Consider the following 17515-nt stretch of genomic DNA (forward strand, 5'->3'; position numbering starts at 1 on the left):
GCTTGCCCACGTGGCTTCGACGATGAAGGCGGTCGTGTACGACCGGTACGGACCTCCCGACGTGCTCCGTCTCGAAGACGTGCCCGTGCCGGTGCCCGGCCCGCGGGAAGTCCTCGTCGAGGTCGCCGCGACATCGCTGAACCTGAGTGACTGGGAGGCCCTGGTCGGGTCTCCCGCGTACGCCCGCTTCGGCGGGCTGCGCAGGCCGCGGCGTCGGATCCTGGGATCGGACATCGCCGGCGTCGTCGCCGCGGTGGGCCCGGGCGTCACGCGCTTCGCGACCGGCGACGAGGTGTTCGGCGACAATCTGCAGCGTCTGGGCGGCTTCGCGCAATTCGCGATCGCGTCCGAGTCCGCGCTCGCGGTGAAGCCCGCCGCGCTCACCTTCGCGCAGGCGTCCGCGATCCCGCAGTCGGGTGAGATCGCCGCGCAGGGAACCGTCGACGTCACAGCCGGAACGCGGATGCTGATCAACGGCGCGGGCGGCGGGTCGGGCGCGTTCGCGATCCCTCTGGCGAAAGCAGCCGGGGCCCACGTCACGGGCGTCGACAACGCCGGCAAGCTCGCATTCATGCGCGCCCTCGGCGCCGACGCGGTGATCGACTATCGCGCCGAGGACTTCACGCGGACCGGTCCCTACGACCTGATCCTCGATCTCGTGGCCCACCGATCGGTCTTCGCCTACCGCCGCGCGCTCGCGCCGGGCGGCAGATACCGCGCGGTGGGAGGCAGGGTGCGAGCGCTCGTTCGGATCCTGACGGTCGGCACCGTCATTGCGGGGGTCTCAGGACGCCGCATGGGGATCCTCGTCGTCCGCAGCGGACCGGCGCAGTTCGAGCCGCTTGCGCAGCGCTGCGCGCAGGGCGAGATCGACATCCACATCGACCGCACGTTCGCGCTCCATCAGACCGCCGAGGCTCTCGCGTACCTGGGCGAAGGGCGGGCGCTGGGCAAGGTCATCGTCCAGCCGTGATCACGGGTGGGTTTCGGCCGCCTGCACGCTCACCTCGGTCGTGCCCAGCCATCGGCGGATGCCGCCTGCCGCGCCGATCACGACTCCGCTGCGGGTCGCGGCATCCGCGATCCACGACAGGTCATCGATCCCCGCGACCACCGCCGTCGTGGCCCAGACATCGGCGGCGGCGAGACCGTCGGCCACGACGGTCGCGCTCACGACCTCACGTGCCGGCATCCCGGTCCGCGGGTCGACGATGTGGTGACCCCGCTCTGCGGTTCCGGATGTCGCGACCGCGCCGGTCGTGATGCCCAGCGTGGCGATGACCTCTCCGGGGCGAGCGGGGTCGGCGATGCCGACGTGCCAGCACCAGTCGGCGTCATCCGCGGTGAACAGCTGAAGGTCGCCGCCAGCGTTGATCCCCGCCGCCACGACCCCGGACCGCTCGAGGAGCGGCGCGAGGTGCCGCCGCGCCGCGGTCTCGACCGACCAGCCCTTCACGTATCCGGTCGGGTCGAACCAGCCCTGCCGGTTCGCCGCGAAGCGACCCCGAGTGGCCCGCTCCCACTCGTCGCACGCGACCACGACCTCGGCGATGTGCGGGTCGAGGTCGGAAATGCCGGCCTCGCGCCTGCGCAGCCGTGAGATGTCCGAGTTGCGGCGATACGTCGAGAACAAGCGATCCATGTCGTGCAGCTCGGCGAAGCATCCCGCGACCGCGTCGCCCAGGTCTGGCGCCCCGGGCCGAGTCAGGACGTGGACGCTGATGGCCGTGCCCATGACCTGATCGACCCAGACCGCGCGCTGCGGTTCGCCGGCGCGGTTCATGAGGATGCCTGATCGATCGCGCTCTGCAGCGATTGCAGATAGCCCTGGCTGGTGTAGGTGGCTCCCGTAACCATGTCCACGCTCGCGCTCTGTGCAGTCAGGGTCTCGGACACCAGCTGCGGAAGCGCCCGGGCGTTGATCTGCTGATCCCGCCCGTTGCCGCTGGGGTACTCCGGAACCGTGACATCGGCGATCCTGCCGCCCGCGACCGTGATCTGCACCTGGACGGGTCCGAACCGGGTATCGGCGGCCTGACCCGTGTAGCTGCCGTCCGTCAGGCCGGAGGTCGTCGCTCCGCCGGCTGAACCGCCGCCGGCGGTTCCCGAGGACGAGCCGGACGAGCCGGACGAGCCGGACGAGACGGACGAGCCGGACGAGCCGGACGAGACGGATCCCGACGAGACCGAGCCGGAAGACGGCGAGCTGGTCGCGGATGTCGTGTTCGCGCTCGTCGACTCGACGACGGACTCACCGAGCGAGGTGCGGTAGCTGAACAGCAGGATCAGGCCGCCGATCGTCGCGATGATCGCGTAGATGATCTTCTTCATGGGGGCTCCGGGGATCGGCGCGGCGCGCCTAGACGGTGAATGCTTCGGAGTGGATGCGCTCTGCCGCGACGCCTGCGGCGTGCAGATCCTTGCGCACGCTCTCCATCCACGGCATCGGCCCGCAGAGGAACACGTCGTGAGCGTCGAGGTCGGGCGCGAGGTGGCGGACGAGGTCGGCGCCCCGCCACGCACTGTGGGTCGCGGGCAGCCAGGTCGACCCGCTGTGGGAGCGGCCGCCGTTGAGCGTGAAATGCCGCAGACCGCGCGTCGCCGTCAGGCGGCCGATGGCACCGAGCCTCAGTGCATCGGCGTCCCGGTGGTCGCGCGTGACGAGGGTCGCGGCGCCGGGCGGGTAGGGCTCCGACTCGAGCAGCGCCACGAGCGGTGCGACGCCCGCGCCGGCCCCGAGCATGAGGAGCTTGGTGCCGCGCCGCGCTTCGCCGGTCAGGTGCCCGTACGGGCCCTCGAACAGAACGCGCGTGCCCGGGGCGACGGTGGTCAGTCGATGGGTCCCGTCGCCGATGATCCGCGCCGAGATCACCAGTTCGTCGCCGCGCGGCGCGCCCGCGAGCGAGAACGGATGTCCGCGCATCCATCCCGCGCCATCGAGGAAGCGCCACACGAAGAACTGGCCGGGCAGAGCGCCCAGCTCGCGGACCCCCCGCCCGCGCATCCGCACTGCGACACCGCGTGACCCGTCGCGCTCCACTCCGACGACCCGCAGGTCGTGGTGCCAGGAGCGCCATGCCGGGCGAGCGATGCGGAAGACGACGACGGATGCCGCCACCACCGCCCAGAGGCTCCACCAGTAGACCGTCGCCAGGAGTGACGCGATGAAGTCAGCTCCGGTCCACAGCATGTGCGGGATGGCGAGACCCACGCCGAGATACCCGTAGAGGTGGAGGAGGTGCCACGACTCGTACCGCAGCCTTCGGCGCGACCGCCGGATCGATGTGATGACGACCATGATGAGCAGCAGCGTGCCCGCGGTCGCGAGCAGCATGCCCGGGTAGTCCCAGATGAGCTGCCACAGCTGCACGAACGGGTTGATCCCGGCGGGGGTCGCGTAACCCGTCACCTGCAGGACGATGTGGGTCATCAGCAGCCAGAACGACCAGAAGCCGACGAGACGATGCATCCGGGTGATGCCCTCACGACCGAATCCGCGCTCGAAGAGCGGCACGCGTGCCATCAGCAGCACCTGGTACAGCAGCAGGTTCGCCGAGACGAGGCCCGCCAGCCGCCCGAGGGTGTTCAGCGTGTCCGCATTCAGGGCGAAGACGGCCTGGACGCCGCCATCCGACACCCAGAGCGCCATGATGGCGAGGCTGGTGGCCCAGATGACCCCCGCCGCGACAAGATGCCAGGCCTTCCGGCCCGCGGCCGAGCTCGAACCCGCCGCCGATGGTTCCGGGACCGCGGCGATCACCGGCCCGAGGGTGTGCATCCCCGTGCCTGAGGGGGGAGGTGAGATGGTTGCCATTCCTCCATCGTTCGGCGACTTCCTTTGAGAGTGCACCCATCATCCGGTGTTCGTGACACCCTCATATGAAACTCCAGGAAAGCGCCGGTGCCGCCGAGCCCGATCTCGCAAGCCGCGTTCACCCCGACCACGCCCACATCCTGGCGCGCATTGCGCTGGTGAAACGGCTCGAAGTGGTCGTTCCGATCCTCATGGTGCCCACCACGCTGCGTGCGCCGCGATGGTCTTCGTCAGCGGCGTCGGCGACGGCTTCGCCTGCGCGTCTCGGGCATCATCGATGCACGCGAGGGTCTACAGGCGCGCCAGGCCCATGCCGACGATGACCACGCCGATCAGCACCACGATCAAGCCCGTCATGGCCTCGCCGTTGCGCACCAGCCACTCGCGGGCACTCGCCAGTCGCGGCTCCATGCGCGCGGGGGCCGCGAGCGTCGCGATGATCGGCACCACCACGGTCGAGGCGGCGATGACGGTGTAGATCCCGATCACGATCAGGGCTTCGGTGAGCGACTCGGTGTCGCCGCGGATCGTGAGCCCCGCAGCGATCGCCAACAGCAGCCCTTTGGGCCGCAGGTTCAGAATGAATGCGAGGCCGAACGACTTCCATGGCCCCAGCGCCCGTTTCGAGTCGAGGAACTTCGGCACCGCGGGCGCAGCGGCGCGCCGCGCGCGGCGGAACGACAGGATGCCCAGCACGATCAGTGCCAGGCCGACGAGGATCTCGATGATGCCGACAGCGGTCTCGGGCCGACGCGGTCCGCGCGGAGTCGGCACGAGCTGCGCCGCCAGTGCGCACACGGACACGATCGCGAACAGGCCGACCACCCAGCCGATCGCGAAGGGAAGAGCGGAACGCGATCGGTTCGGCGACAGCAGGATATAGATCGTCACCATGATCGGCACCGAGCTGAGCGCGACGGCCAGCGCGATCGGAAGGACATGACCGATTGCCTGCACGCGCCCCTCCGCCCACGCGACGATGACGCCCGATCCGAGTCCGAAGCCAGGCTCGAACCGAGGCGAAAGCTTCGAGGCCAGTCTGCACGATGTGGCCTGGCGCGTGGGTGGACGCGACCGACCACCGGCCCACTCGTCTCGCGAGGCATCCGGGTTCAGCAGTTTCGGCGAGCCGCATCCACCGTAGCGTCGTCCACCACCTCGTCAAGGACTGACCGTCCACACCCGAGTCGACAGGTCGGTGATCTAGGGTCGGTTGCCATGGGAGCACTGCCGCCGTGGCTGACCACCGCCATCGCCGTCGTGGTGCTCGCGGGCATCGCGACAGCCTGCCTCCTCGCGATGAGGGTCCCGGCGCCGTGGGCCGGGGTCGGAGCTCTGGCGCGGGCGGCGCTGCAGCTCACCGCTCTGAGCCTCGTGCTCACCGGCGTGATCCAGGATCCGCTGCTGGTCGCGCTCGGGCTGCTGGTCATGCTCACGGCCGCCGTCTGGACGGCGGCGAGACGAGCGCAGACGTCGTGGCGCGGAGTTCCACCGCTCGCGTTGTCGATGCTCCTCGGGCCGCTGGCGGTGATGACGGTCGCGTTCGCGAGCGGGGCGATCGAGCTGACGCCCCGGTATGCCCTGGCCATCGGCGGAATCATCATCGGAAACACCATGACGGTCGCGATCCTGACCCAGCGGATCTACCAGGGCGCGGTCCACGACCACTGGGATGAGGTCGAGGGCTGGCTCGCGCTCGGCGCCACACCCTGGGAGTCGACGAGGGGGCTGGCGCGCAGCTCGATCCGGACCGCTCTGCTGCCCTCGATCGATCAGACGCGCACCACCGGGATCGTCGTCCTGCCCGGAGCCTTCGTCGGTGCGATCTTCGCCGGTGCCTCGCCGTTCGAGGCGGGGCGATTCCAGCTCGTGGTGCTCGCGGGGATCATCGCCGCCGGTGCGCTCACATCGACGACCCTGCTGCGCATGACCGGCGCGGTCGCATCGCGTCCTCCGGCCCCGGGCGCGCCGACGCGCGCCGCCAAGGGGTGAGAGCCCGGCCCTACTGGTCGTCGTGCAGTTCGGCGAAGTACGACAACCCGACCAGCATCCCCTCAGGGCTGAGGAGTCGCGAGATGGTCTGCCCCCACGGCTCCACGTGGGTGCTCGCGAGGATGTCGTATCCAGCGGCGATCAGCTCTTCTTCGCCGTCGGCCACGGCATGTGCCGACGCGAGCTCGAACTCGAGCCACGCCTGCGGAATCGTCCGGTTCGACGGCCACTCCGCAGTCGCGAAGGTCGACTGCGCGGCATCCGAGAGCCTCCAGAGCGCGAAGACCTTGACTCCGGTCAGCGAATGCGTGTCGAGGTACCCGGGGGTCGGTTCGGAGAGCTCGATGCCGAGCGCGTCCTGATAGAAGCGACGCGACTCGTCATCCCGCACGATCGGACCGAATCCGGCGACGAACTGCACATCCATGCGCTCACGATAGAGCACCGTAATCGGCGATGCCGGGGCTACTCCTCCACCGCGGCCACTGCCGCCAGGATCGCGGCGATCGCGACGTCGGGGTGCGAGACCATCGAGACGTGGGATGCTGAGACCTCGGTGATCGTCGCCCCGGCGCGCTCGGCCATGGAGCGCTGGACTGCGGGTGGGATCACCCGATCCTCCGTCCCCACGACCGCCCACGCGGGGCGTCCCTTCCACGCCGGCGGCCCCGACGGTGTGGTGTTCGCACTCAGGGTGATCGGCCGCTGGCTGGCGGCGATCAACCAGCGGTCGGCCTCGGGGAGGTCCTGCGCGAAGGCGCCGTGGACGGTGTCGGGCTTGAGGAAGGCTTCGAGGTCGCCCTCGGGCGCACCCGGGTAGGCGATCAGATCGAGCACCGTCGTCGGGTCGGGAACGTCGAGCGCCGACCCCGATCCGCCGAGGATCTGGAACACCACCTCGCCCTCGTCCGGGATGAACGCATCGACGTAGACGAGCGCCTTGACGTTGTCGGCTGTGCCGGCGTTCGTGATGACGAATCCGCCGTAGGAATGGCCGACGAGGACCACCGGTCCCGGGGCGCGCTGCGCGATGAAGGATGCGACGTTGGCCGCGTCGTTCGCAACCCCGTGCAGCAGGTTGGGCGGCACCAGCACCGTGAACCCCTGACTCTGCAGCTCGGTCGCGACCGGATTCCAGCTGGACCCGTCGGCCCATGCGCCGTGTACGAGAACGATCGTCGGCTTCGTCATGCTCTTCCCTTTCGTCCGGCCCTCCGAGGGCCTCTTCCTGGCGTGACAATAATCCCGCGGGTCATGCCGGCGCGGCCAGGACTTCGGCTGTTCTCACACCCTTCTCCTGTGCGTCACATAGCCCGCTCGCCGAGCCGGCGGGCATCCATGTGCTGCTCGTGCCACCACGTCGCGCCGCCGTCGTTCGAACACCACCCGTCCCACGCGAACGAGTCCTCGGCGACGGCGCTGAAGACCCATCCCACCAGCCGTCCGTCGGCTTGGATCCCGTCGAGGCGGATGTCGTCGCCATCGGCGCTCGCGGAGAGACTGACGTGCTCCGCGGCACGTGGGCAGAACCACACCACCCGCCATCCGGCGCGTACATCCCATGTGCGAACGGTCGTTCCGATGGCCGTTCCCGAGCTGTCGACCAGCACGTCCTGGATGCCTCGCCCCGCGATGATCCACGCGAACGTCCACATCAGCTCGGCGCGCGACCACTCGCCGCTGGCCTCCGAGAACAGCTCGTTCTCGACTCGCCAGCTGCCGACGAGGCGCCCGAACAGCGCCAGCTCGGCCGCGGCATCCGGCGCCGGCGCAGCGGCCACCAGATCGCGTTCGAAGCTCACCCCGCTGAAGGTACGGCGGGGCGCCGACATCCATCGGTGTCACATCGCGAAACAGTCCTCACCTGTGCAACCGTGCGGCGTAGCGTCGGCCACAGGTCGCACGGAGGGGATGGATGATGCCTGTACTCGATGAGGTTCTCGCCGCGAACGAGGCCTATGCCGCGTCGTTCGACAAGGGCGACCTGACGCTGCCACCGGCACGCGCGTTCGCGATCCTCACGTGCATGGACGCGCGCCTCGATCCGGCGAAGTACGCCGGACTGAGCGAAGGGGATGCGCACGTGATCCGCAATGCCGGCGGGCGTGCGTCGGATGACGCCATCCGCTCCCTCGTGATCTCGTACAAGCTGCTCGGCACGAAGGAGTGGTTCGTCATCCACCACACCGACTGCGGCATGGAGTTCTTCACGAACGAGGTCATCACGGGGCTGCTGGCGAACAGCCTCGAGACCGCGGCACTCGGAGACGAGGGGTTCTACGACGTCGGCGAGGGCCCGGGGTCCGATGCGGCGGCCGAGATCGACTGGCTCACCATCTCGGATCAGGCGCAGGCGGTCGTGGATGATGTCATCCGCATCAAGGAGCACCCGCTGGTGCCGAACTCCATTCCGGTCCACGGGCTGGTCTACGACGTTCGCACCGGCCGGCTTCTGGACGTGCCGGGGGCCGAAGAGGCGGGCGCCGCAGGCTGACAGCCGCCGGCTGACCACCGGCTGGATCGCCGCTCCTCCGTTGGCCGGAGGAGACGATAGTTAGAAACTTGACAGTTAGAATTCGAATGGTTAGAGTTCTAACTATGACGTCAGTGACCGAGCAGCTCAACACCCTCTTCACGTCGATCGCGTTCGCCGGGCGCGCGAGCGCCGATGACTGGGTGCGCGACAGCGGCCTCACGCGTCAGCAGGGCTTCGCTCTGCGCTACATCGAGGAGAACCAGCATCGCGATGTGATCGCCCGCGAGCTCGCCGTGGTGTCGGGAACGACGCCGGCCTCGGTCGCGAGTCTCCTGCAGGGGCTCGAAGACCGGGGCTACATCACGCGAACGCCGTCGCCCGACGACTCCCGCGTCAAGCTCCTCGCCATCACTGCCGCCGGTTCCGACCTCATCGAAGGATTCGACGAGGCGGTGTCCGCGGCGCAGGTGCGCCTGTTCAGCGGGCTGAGCCCCGCCGAGCAGGAGCAGCTCGTCACGCTTCTCGAGCGGATCATCGAGACCGCCGGGGTGCCCGTGATGGCCGCGCCCCCGCGCCGGGGGGGATCGCCGTCCGGTCGCCGAGGCCCCGGCGGGCGCTGACTCCGCACCCCACCCCGTACTTCCACCCGCGCATCGCGCGGCATCCATCATCCAGCCGTTCGACACAACGGAGGTCTTGTCATGTCTTCGAACAACCGCTTCTACCTCGCATCCGCGCCGATCTGGCGCTCGCTGCTGCACCTGTGCATCCCGATGATCGCCGGCTTCTCAGTGGGGGTCGTCTACAACATCATCAACGCGGGCTTCATCGGCTCGCTCCACTCGACGCCGCTGCTCGCTGCGCTCACGTTCTCGCTTCCCGTCTTCGCGCTCATCATGGCGGTCGGCGGCGTCTTCGGAGTCGGTGGTGGCACGTTCATCACGCGCCTGCTCGGCTCGCAGGAACAGACGACGGATGCCGCCGCCACCGCCCTGCGCATCAAGCAGGTCTCGTCATTCACCATGTGGGGCGCCATTCTGGTCGGTGTGGCCATCGGCGTGCTCGGGCTGCTCTTCGCAACGCCCATCGCGCTCGCCGTCGGCGCCTCCGGCGAAGCGCTCGCTCCGACCGCGACCTACATCGGCGTGATGTTCGCCTTCGCGCCGATCTATGTGGCGGCGTTCGCGCTCGAGCAGGTGGTGCGCGCGGAGGGCGCGGCCACGGCATCCATGACGGGTCTCATCGCCTCGACGATCGCCAACCTCGTCTTCGATGTGCTCTTCATCCTCGTGCTGCCGTGGGGAGTGTTCGGCGCCGGCCTCGCACTGGGGCTGTCGAACATCGTGATGGTCGGCTGCTACGTGTGGTGGCTGACGAGGAAGAGCGAATCGGTGTCTGTCTCACCGACCTTCTTCCGTGCCGACCGCGAGATGCTCAAGACCGTCTTCGGGGTCGGCGCCTCGGAACTGCTGATGTCGTCGTTCCTCATCGTCACGACCCTGATCGTCAACTGGGTCGCGATCGGCTACGGCGACGCGCTGCTGGCCGGAATGGGCGTAGCGCTGCGGATATCTCAGCTGCCGGAGATGATCTGCATGGGTGTGTTCATGGGCGCCGTCCCGCTGTTCGCCTACTCGTTCGGCGCGGGCAACCACGCGCGGCTGCGCAGGGCCATCACGGGTGCCGCGATCGCCATCGGCGGCTTCACCGTGATCTTCTCGACGCTCGTGTTCCTCTTCCGCGACCAGGTGTTCGCGCTGTTCAGCGCCGACCCGTCCGTGCTCGCGGATGGCACGCTGATCCTGACGGCGATGCTCGTGTCGACGATCTTCAACGGATTCACGGGGCTCGTGATCGCGGTCTTCCAGGCCACCGAGCAGATGCGCAACGCGACGATCATGTCGGTGGCCCAGGGCATCCTGTTCATCCCGATCATCCTGATCGGCAATGCCGTGATCGGAATCAAGGGGGTCATCTGGGCGATGACGGTCACCGAGCTCCTCACGTTCGGGCTCGGCATCCTGCTGTTCTCGCTCTCGCGCCGTGCATTGGCGGCCGCGCCGTCGACCGGGGCGCAGCAGGCTGCCGGCGAGGTGGATGCCGAGGCCCTCGCCGCGGTGTGATCGGGCGGAGCGCCCGTCAGCTGGACGTCGCCACTTGCGGAGACCGCGCCGCGCGGAGCATCACCGCTGTGGTGATGGCGAGCACCACGATGCCGATCGACTCGATGACGATCGTCCACGGAACGGGTGCGTAACTCCACCGCTCGGTGATTCCGAACAGTCCGACCGTGAGCGCGAGGATGAGCGCAAGCAGGGTTGCGATCAGGAACAGCAGACTGAGCACGGTGGTGATGAGCAGCAGTCGTCCGCGAGTCACCACCATCGCGATGGCCAGGACGATCCCCGCGATGCCGTTCAGAACGAACGCCACACCCAGGATGCCGCCGGTGCCGCTGAACACGAGGTACAGATGTATGCCGCCCGTCGCGAGAAGGAAGATGGCGCTAAGGATGCGCATGACCCACGGAGCGCGCTGGTTGCTTTCGGTCATTCACTCGCCCTTTCCGTTCGGTGACCCTCGATGACCAGGATCCTCCTTCCTCTAGACACGATCCAGCGACCGCAGGGGTTCACTCTGCATCCGATCGCGCATCGTCCGCCCCGTGCCCATCCGCCTGTGCGTCCTGCTGTGGGCGCGCGAAGGACGCCGGCAGGACCTTCACCGATATGAGGACTCGGTCCTCGCTCTCCTCGAGGACCATGGCGGCCGGCTGATCGTCCGCTACCGAGTCCGGCGGCAGGACCCGACCGACAGAGATCCAGATCATCGAGTTCCACGAGCAGGCGGCGATGGACGAATACATGGCGGATCCCGCCCGACTCGCGTTGCACAACGACCGAGACGCCGCCGTGGGCGCCACCCAGATGCTGCGGCTCGAGTAGGTGGCCGTCCGCCGCGTCATGGCGGAGGCGCTCGGTACCATCGGTGCTGTGCTCGACGACGATCGCATCCGCCGGTTCGCCGCTGAACTGTGCGCCGTCGACGGCGTGAGGGCGATCGCGCTCGGCGGCAGCCGGGCACAGGGCACGCATCTCCCGGATTCAGATGTCGATCTGGGCGTGTACGTCGATGCGACCGTCGATCTCAAGGATCTGGAGGGGGTGGCACGCCGGTGGACCGGCGGCGACGCCTCTCTCTCACCACGGGGAGGCTGGGGTCCGTGGGTCGACAGCGGCGCCTGGCTCGTGGACTTCCTCCTGGATGGCGCGAAGAAGGGAGCGAAGCGTCCGGATGTTCCGTATGTCGCCCTCTGCGCGGCGACCGCGATGATGCTCGTCGCGCACGGTTGGCACGCCGCCGCCGGCCGGTGGGTGACGAACGAGAAGGGGGTCATCCCGAACGTCGCCGGCCTGCCCATCGACACCGCGGGTTTCAGCTCGGCCGCAGCCTCGGTGCTCGGCGCCCTCGGAACCACGACGGATGAGCTCCTGACGTCTGTCGCGACGCTGCGCGCGCTGCCGCGCCCTGCTGCCGGCGGGTGACGCATCCCGCCGTTCGGCGGATGATGTGTGGGAGGGTGCTGGCATGGCTTCCCCGCAGACGTTGAGCGAGGCGGACCGCCGTATCGTGGCGGCGTGGGCCGCAGATTGCGCGGAGCGGGTTCTGCCGGCCTTCGAAGCGCAAGCCCCAGCGGACGACCGGCCGAGGGATGCCATCGCCCGCGCCAGAGCGTTCGCTCGAGGCGAGCTCAGTGCTGCCGATGAGATCCGCGAGCGGTTCATCGCCGGCCGCGCCGCGAGCGACGTGAAGACTCCTGTCGCGGTGGCGGCTGCGAGGGCGGCCGCGCAAGCCGCGGCCGTTGCGCACATGGGTGCGCACGCTCTCGGAGCTGCGGCCTATGCCGCGAAGGCTGTCGCGCTCGCGGCCCCCGACCGGCCCGAGGCGGTCTCCGACGAGATCCGGTGGCAGCTCGATCACCTGACCGCCGAGTCCCGGTCGGCGCTTCGGCGCCTGCCGCCGCTCGGCGAGGATTCCTCTGGTCCGTTGGGACCTGGACTTCTCACGTCCGGCATCCTCGCCACGGTGATCCGCGAGATTCAGGCGAACGTGACCGATCCTGACGGACCCGAGTCCAGCTGAGCCGACCGCCGCCTCGCAGCCGGTTCGTATGGCTTCCAAAATGCGGTCCGCGATGTGGCAGGCTCGGAGGGTGAGCGTTGGCGAAAGTGCGACCCGCCGCATCGAACTGACGCTGCACAGGCCATGGTTCGCGCTCTACGCCGGGGTGAAGCCGACGCTCATCATCGAGGGTCGCGGCCAGCCGGTCCAATGGGGGATCGGCACCTGGCAGGTCCCCTCCGACCGGACGGCGGTGCTCGGCGTGTTCCTCTTCAACCGGCTGTGGCGGTTCGGGGAGGCCGAGTTCGCCCTGGAACCCGATGACACGGCGTCGCTGGCATACCAGGCGCCGGCGCTCCCGTTCCGTCGCGGTCGGATTCGGCTGAAAGGTGCTCCCGGTCATTGACGCCCGGCGGCCCTCACTGCTCTGATGAGCGCATGGAGGCGATCGTGGACGTCGACTACCTCGTCGTCGGCGCAGGGGCGATGGGGATGGCGTTCGTCGACGCGCTCACTGCCGCCGCCGCGGATGTGTCGGTGGCGATCGTAGAACGCCGTCATGGCGCCGGAGGGCACTGGCTCGACGCATACGGGTTCGTGCGCCTGCATCAGGCGTCGGCGTTCTACGGCGTCGCCTCGACGTTGCTCGGCGGTGGCCGGATCCAGACCCTCGGCCCGGAGCTCGGGATGCACGAACGCGCGAGCGCAGCGGAGGTGTGCGACTACTACGACCGGGTGCTCGCGCGCCTGACGGCCACCGATCAGGTCGTCTTCCACGGCCGCAGCGAGTATCTCGGCGATCGCCGATTCGTCTCGCAGCTGAGCGGAACCCGCTATCACGCGCCCCGCGCGCGTGTCGTGGATGCGAGATACCTGTCGCCCGACATCCCCGTGCTCACCCCGCCGCCGTTCGCGGTCGAAGAGGGAGCCCGCGTCGTCGCTGTCAACGAGCTCGTCCGCATCTCGCACGCACCCGAGCGGTTCGTCATCGTGGGTTCGGGCAAGACGGCATCCGACACCTGCGTGTGGCTGCTGCGAAACGGCGTCTCGCCGACCGCGATCACCTGGGTGCGTCCTCGCGACCCGTGGTTCCTCAACCGCGCCGTCGTGCAGCCCGATCCCGCCGTCTTCCTCGGCATGGCCGCCGACACCATGGTCGCAGTGGCGGGCGCGACCAGCGCCGACGACGCCTTCGTGCGGATGGAGGATGCCGGGATCATGCTGCGGATCGATCCCACGGTGGCGCCGACCATGGCGAAGACGCCCACGCTCGCAATGTGGGAGCTCGATCGGCTCCGCACGATCGACGACGTGATCCGCCGCGGGCACCTGCGCGCCGTCGCCCCCGGCCGCCTCGTCTTCGCGGACGGCGACGTCCGCATTCCCGCCGACGCGCTCGTCGTGCACTGCGCTGCCGAGGGGCTGAAGTACCCGGGACTGCGGCCGATCTGGACGCCGGAGGCGATCACCCCCCAGCCGGTCCGGGTGGGGTTCCCGTGTTTCGGGGCGGCCCTCACCGGCCACGTCGAAGCCACCCGCGACGACGACGCGGACAAGAACCGAGTCTGCCAGCCGTCACCGTACTCGAACACGCCTGCCGACTGGGCCGCCATGCAGACGATCGGCGGTGATGCGTCGCTGGCGATGGCGAAGGAGTCCGACCTGCGCGCCTGGGCGAACACCACGTCTCTCAATCCCACCCGAATACCGCACGACCGCGTGGACGATCCGGCGGTTCTCGCGGCGGCTGCGCGGCTGAGGGAGCACATCGGCGCTGGACGCGCCCGCCTGGCGGAATTCGCCGCTCAGGGATGAGACACCGGATGCCGAGCGGCGCTGCGCTCCCGCCCTTCAGGCGTCGGGCTTCTGCGGTGGGGCGAGGTGCTTCACGCCGTGCTCGACGACGATCCGGACGAGCTGTGTGCCCGGGACGAAGATGTTGACGGCTTCCACCCCCACATCGAGCAGGAACTTCGGCTCGAGGATCTTGCCCAGGTACTGCTCGAAGGTGGCGCCATCGGGACGGATGCTGCCGGTCAGCCCGTCGAACTCGATCACGGCCTCCTTGCCGGCGTGACGGTAGCGGAACGCGTACACCGGCCGGTAGACGAGGTCGACGACATCCACCGTGACCCGCTCCTCGAGCACGCGGTCGGCGTCGATCCTGCCGATGGCGCCCGCCATCACCTCACGGACGAGCATCGACGCCTTCGCATCGGGGGGAACCACGACCGTGCCCGACGTGGCCTCCGCGGCGAGGGTCTCGGCGTTCGCGATGGAGCTCGCAAAGCTGTCGTACACGCTCAGAGCCGGGTTCTCGGCGCGGGTCAGTCCGTCGTACACGAACCCCCGCGCCGTCTCGTCGCGGCATGACTCGAGGCCGGACAGCACGATGCGTCCCTGGTCGGCGGGAATGCTCTGCTCGGCGACTTGGACGCTGCGGACGTTGGACGAGACCGGGATGGCGTAGCTCCGCGTCCGCTCGTATGAGGCCACCGTCGTCACATGCAGACGCCAGAACGGCTGCAGTCGACGTTCCCGGTAGACGCATTCGTAGTCCTCGGAGGTGGGGCGATTCAAGAATCCGCCGAGCTTGGCGCCGGTGCCGAACGCGTCCGCTCGTCGCGACCAGGCGCGCCCCTCCGCGTGGTCGAGGCTGAAGCGATCAGCGAGCAGGAGGATGCGCTCCTCCGCGATCTCCACCTCCATCGCGCCCCCTCTCGGTCGGGGTCAGCATACGACCGCTCGGAGCCGGAAGGGAGGGCACACCGGCGGCGACACGCTGCGGTACGGGATGCCGGATGGTTCCGTGAGCTCCAGCTCACCCGGGCGGAGGTTCGACCACGCTCACCTCACCGGCGATCTCGCGCCAGGCAGCACGGACCGATGCGCATGCCGCCTCGACGGCGGGTTCGCAGTCAAGCTGGGATCGCTGGACACTGTGCTGCCAGGCGCGCCACTCGATGCTTCGGGAGCGCGCGGTGTCGACCAGCTCGGCCATCGATTCGTATGAGCGCAGGTCCCGCCAGTAGCGAGTGGTGGATGCCGCGACCGCGGCATCGATCTTCGGCAGTCTCACCGGCAGCTGCCGGACGTCCGTGACGCGCCGCAGCTGGTCTGCGGCATCGTCGACGGATGCCTGGAGCGCGGCCACCTGCTCGCCGAGGTGGTCCACGACAGCGATCTCGCCGGCGGGCGGTCGATCCTCGACGGCGGTCAGCGCGAGTTCCGACACGACCTCTCGGAGGCTCGCAACGGCGTGTCTCATCTCCTCCAGTGCAGACGTGAGTGACATTTCTTACCGCCTCCACGAGTTCGCCCAGAAGTTGCGCATCAGCGTATGGCTGCTCGAACCGCGCGATCCGGCCGACGCAGTCGCGCTGCGAACTATGGTGGGCTCGTGAAGCGAATCTGGCCGTTCCTCGTCCCGGGTGTGATCCTGACCGGTGTCGGATTGGTGTGGACCCTGCAGGGGCTCGACGTGCTGCGCGGCTCGGTGATGAGCGGCTCCTCGTTGTGGGCCACCGTCGGGCCGATCGTGCTCGTCGTCGGGTTGGTGCTGATCGGGATCGCGATCGCGATCGCCCGCCGCCGCCGCCGCACTCGGTGACCGGCCTCTGAAGCAACCCCGTTCCTGATCCGCGCTGAACGGCGCGCGCCCGAGGTGGTTGTCCACGGCCGAGCGGAGCGGGTCGTGCGGTGATGCAGGATAGTGACAGCATCGCGGGGATTGGGGCTCGATGAGGACGACGGGGAGTGCTTCCGACGCGCTCGAAGAGTTCACGGAGCTGCTGCGCGACGAGCAGGACTTCCTGAGTCCCCGGCCCTCGCGGCACATGGATCCGGCTGTCCGGCGCAAGCGCCGTCGTCGTCGCCTGATCGCCGTTGCGGTGGTCGCCACCCTGGTTCTGGGGCTCAACGGAGCCTACGTCGGCTGGGCCTTGACCGCCCCGGTGGGCGACGCGGTCGCGACGTCCCGGGTACCGGCATCCACGACGCCGGCCGCCGCTGCCATCGTGCTTCCCAGGGAGGGCGCTGCGGCGATCTCGATCGGGGGAGCGGACGAGTACCTCGGCCCCGCAGCCCGTGGCATCTGGCTGTCGAGCGGATCGGACGAGCCTCGGGCGATCGCAAGCATCAGCAAGCTGATCACCGCGCTGGTCGTGCTCGACGCGCGGCCGCTGACCAGCGCAGACGACGCCGGGCCCACGCTCACCTTCGACAGAGCCGACCACGCTCTCTACGACAAGTACTACGTGATGGGCGCCACCATCGCGGCGATGCCGACCGGGAGTTCGATGTCGCTGCGCGACGCGCTCGCGACGATGCTGATCCCCTCCGCGTGCAACTACGCGGAGGCGGTCGCCGACTGGGCGTTCGGCTCGCAATGGGCCTTCGTCGAGGCGACCAGGCGCTGGCTCGCCGCCCACGGTCTCGCCCACACCACGATCGTCGAACCCACCGGGATCGACCCCCGCAACGCGAGCACGCCGAGCGACCTCATCGCGCTCGGCCGCCTCGCTGCTGCGGATCCCGCGGTCGCGCAGATCGTCGCGACACGCTCACTCGCTCTGCCGGGTCCCGGCGTGATGTACAACACCAATGCGCTGCTCGGCACGGAAGGGATCATGGGCCTGAAGACGGGCACCCTGCTGGAGAGCGGCTCGAACCTGCTCTACACGGCGACTCTGGATGTGGGTACGCCCGAGCCGCTCGCGGTCGTGGGCGTGATGCTCGGCGGCAGCTCCAAGGAGTCGGTGACGCGCAGCGTGATCGCGCTCCTCGACAGCATCACCCGTGGGTTCGTCAGGGTGCCGGCGGCGACCGAGGGCACGGATGTCGGCTCCTATTCGACACCCTGGGGCAGCAGTGCCCGGATGGTGCTCAGCGAAGACGCATCGATCTTCACCTGGTCCGACACCCCGATCGTCGCGACGATGAAGACGACGACCCCGACCAGGTGGAAGGACGGCGAGGTGGTCGGCTCGGTCACATGGACCGCAGGGCCGAACACGGTGACCGTCCCCATCGAGATCGAGGGCAGCATCCGCCCGCCTACGGACTGGTGGCGGCTCACGCACCCGAGCGAACTCGGCCGATGAGGCGGGGTG

Annotated in this window: 22 protein-coding genes; 11 read left to right on the top strand and 11 right to left on the bottom strand. The window is 69.0% G+C overall.

The genetic code is table 11. The features are described 5' to 3' along the window. Positions 1-10 precede the first annotated feature (10 nt). Positions 11-973, top strand: a complete 963-nt coding sequence (locus tag ABD212_RS16175) for an NAD(P)-dependent alcohol dehydrogenase (RefSeq protein ID WP_344096564.1) — start codon at positions 11-13, stop codon at positions 971-973. Here the strand turns inward: ABD212_RS16175 and ABD212_RS16180 are convergent, their stop codons facing one another. From ABD212_RS16180 to ABD212_RS16195, 4 genes are all read right to left on the bottom strand, one after another. After that, the gene (locus ABD212_RS16180; protein ID WP_344096566.1) at positions 974-1783 is read right to left on the bottom strand and encodes an FAD:protein FMN transferase; all 810 of its coding nucleotides are present in this window, start codon (positions 1781-1783) and stop codon (positions 974-976) included. Beyond that, a complete protein-coding gene (locus ABD212_RS16185; protein ID WP_344096569.1) occupies positions 1780-2331 on the bottom strand; it encodes an FMN-binding protein in 552 nt (183 codons plus the stop codon). The genes ABD212_RS16180 and ABD212_RS16185 overlap by 4 nt, the downstream gene beginning before the upstream one ends. Before the next feature lie 28 nt (positions 2332-2359). Next, on the bottom strand, positions 2360-3814 hold the full coding sequence (locus tag ABD212_RS16190; protein ID WP_344096571.1) for a ferredoxin reductase family protein: 1455 nt from the start codon (positions 3812-3814) through the stop codon (positions 2360-2362). Positions 3815-4105: 291 nt separating this feature from the next. Next, a complete protein-coding gene (locus ABD212_RS16195; protein WP_344096573.1) occupies positions 4106-4771 on the bottom strand; it encodes a GAP family protein in 666 nt (221 codons plus the stop codon). A gap of 261 nt (positions 4772-5032) precedes the next feature. On the opposite strand from ABD212_RS16195, the gene ABD212_RS16200 reads away from it, so the two are divergent. Next, positions 5033-5806, top strand: coding sequence for an ABC transporter permease (locus ABD212_RS16200; protein WP_344096576.1), 774 nt, complete (start codon positions 5033-5035; stop codon positions 5804-5806). Positions 5807-5816: 10 nt separating this feature from the next. Here ABD212_RS16200 and ABD212_RS16205 read toward each other — a convergent pair whose 3' ends face one another. The 3 genes from ABD212_RS16205 to ABD212_RS16215 all read right to left on the bottom strand — a co-directional run bounded on the left by ABD212_RS16205 (position 5817) and on the right by ABD212_RS16215 (position 7608). Next, positions 5817-6233, bottom strand: a complete 417-nt coding sequence (locus ABD212_RS16205) for a VOC family protein (protein WP_344096578.1) — start codon at positions 6231-6233, stop codon at positions 5817-5819. Positions 6234-6271: 38 nt separating this feature from the next. After that, entirely contained in the window at positions 6272-6997 is a 726-nt protein-coding gene (locus tag ABD212_RS16210; RefSeq protein WP_344096580.1) for an alpha/beta fold hydrolase, read from the bottom strand. Positions 6998-7110: 113 nt separating this feature from the next. Beyond that, positions 7111-7608 (bottom strand): hypothetical protein, encoded by a 498-nt coding sequence (locus ABD212_RS16215; protein WP_344096583.1) that lies wholly within the window; start codon positions 7606-7608, stop codon positions 7111-7113. Positions 7609-7724: 116 nt separating this feature from the next. On the opposite strand from ABD212_RS16215, the gene ABD212_RS16220 reads away from it, so the two are divergent. The 3 genes from ABD212_RS16220 to ABD212_RS16230 all read left to right on the top strand — a co-directional run bounded on the left by ABD212_RS16220 (position 7725) and on the right by ABD212_RS16230 (position 10405). Continuing rightward, the gene (locus ABD212_RS16220) at positions 7725-8300 is read left to right on the top strand and encodes a beta-class carbonic anhydrase (protein ID WP_344096585.1); all 576 of its coding nucleotides are present in this window, start codon (positions 7725-7727) and stop codon (positions 8298-8300) included. Between the two features lie 104 nt (positions 8301-8404). Beyond that, positions 8405-8902 carry a MarR family winged helix-turn-helix transcriptional regulator gene (locus tag ABD212_RS16225; protein WP_344096587.1) on the top strand — a complete coding sequence of 166 codons (498 nt, stop codon included), beginning with the start codon at positions 8405-8407 and terminating at the stop codon, positions 8900-8902. Positions 8903-8983: 81 nt separating this feature from the next. Further along, entirely contained in the window at positions 8984-10405 is a 1422-nt protein-coding gene (locus ABD212_RS16230) for an MATE family efflux transporter (RefSeq protein ID WP_344096589.1), read from the top strand. Between the two features lie 16 nt (positions 10406-10421). Here ABD212_RS16230 and ABD212_RS16235 read toward each other — a convergent pair whose 3' ends face one another. Further along, entirely contained in the window at positions 10422-10835 is a 414-nt protein-coding gene (locus ABD212_RS16235; protein ID WP_344096591.1) for a hypothetical protein, read from the bottom strand. Between the two features lie 79 nt (positions 10836-10914). Then, positions 10915-11112 carry a hypothetical protein gene (locus ABD212_RS16240; protein ID WP_344096594.1) on the bottom strand — a complete coding sequence of 66 codons (198 nt, stop codon included), beginning with the start codon at positions 11110-11112 and terminating at the stop codon, positions 10915-10917. Between the two features lie 163 nt (positions 11113-11275). Between ABD212_RS16240 and ABD212_RS16245 the strand changes: the two genes are divergently transcribed. The 4 genes from ABD212_RS16245 (at position 11276) to ABD212_RS16260 (ending at position 14219) form a co-directional block, all read left to right on the top strand. Beyond that, positions 11276-11827: a nucleotidyltransferase family protein gene (locus ABD212_RS16245; RefSeq protein WP_344096596.1), complete on the top strand. Its 552-nt coding sequence runs from the start codon at positions 11276-11278 to the stop codon at positions 11825-11827. 43 nt (positions 11828-11870) lie between these two features. Further along, on the top strand, positions 11871-12425 hold the full coding sequence (locus ABD212_RS16250; RefSeq protein WP_344096599.1) for a putative immunity protein: 555 nt from the start codon (positions 11871-11873) through the stop codon (positions 12423-12425). A 70-nt stretch (positions 12426-12495) separates the two neighbouring features. Further along, the gene (locus ABD212_RS16255; protein ID WP_344096602.1) at positions 12496-12810 is read left to right on the top strand and encodes a hypothetical protein; all 315 of its coding nucleotides are present in this window, start codon (positions 12496-12498) and stop codon (positions 12808-12810) included. Between the two features lie 32 nt (positions 12811-12842). Further along, positions 12843-14219: a pyridine nucleotide-disulfide oxidoreductase gene (locus ABD212_RS16260; RefSeq protein ID WP_344096604.1), complete on the top strand. Its 1377-nt coding sequence runs from the start codon at positions 12843-12845 to the stop codon at positions 14217-14219. A 36-nt stretch (positions 14220-14255) separates the two neighbouring features. On the opposite strand, the gene ABD212_RS16265 is transcribed toward ABD212_RS16260, so the two are convergent. Next, positions 14256-15113 (bottom strand): hypothetical protein, encoded by an 858-nt coding sequence (locus ABD212_RS16265; RefSeq protein WP_344096606.1) that lies wholly within the window; start codon positions 15111-15113, stop codon positions 14256-14258. A 112-nt stretch (positions 15114-15225) separates the two neighbouring features. Beyond that, positions 15226-15672: a hypothetical protein gene (locus tag ABD212_RS16270; protein ID WP_344096608.1), complete on the bottom strand. Its 447-nt coding sequence runs from the start codon at positions 15670-15672 to the stop codon at positions 15226-15228. A gap of 132 nt (positions 15673-15804) precedes the next feature. Between ABD212_RS16270 and ABD212_RS16275 the strand changes: the two genes are divergently transcribed. Both ABD212_RS16275 and ABD212_RS16280 read left to right on the top strand, forming a co-directional pair. Continuing rightward, positions 15805-16014: a hypothetical protein gene (locus ABD212_RS16275; protein WP_344096610.1), complete on the top strand. Its 210-nt coding sequence runs from the start codon at positions 15805-15807 to the stop codon at positions 16012-16014. 130 nt (positions 16015-16144) lie between these two features. Beyond that, entirely contained in the window at positions 16145-17506 is a 1362-nt protein-coding gene (locus tag ABD212_RS16280) for a D-alanyl-D-alanine carboxypeptidase family protein (protein ID WP_344096612.1), read from the top strand. Positions 17507-17515 lie beyond the last annotated feature (9 nt).

Source organism: Microbacterium deminutum (genome assembly GCF_039530205.1).
Classification (GTDB): Bacteria; Actinomycetota; Actinomycetes; order Actinomycetales; family Microbacteriaceae; genus Microbacterium; species Microbacterium deminutum.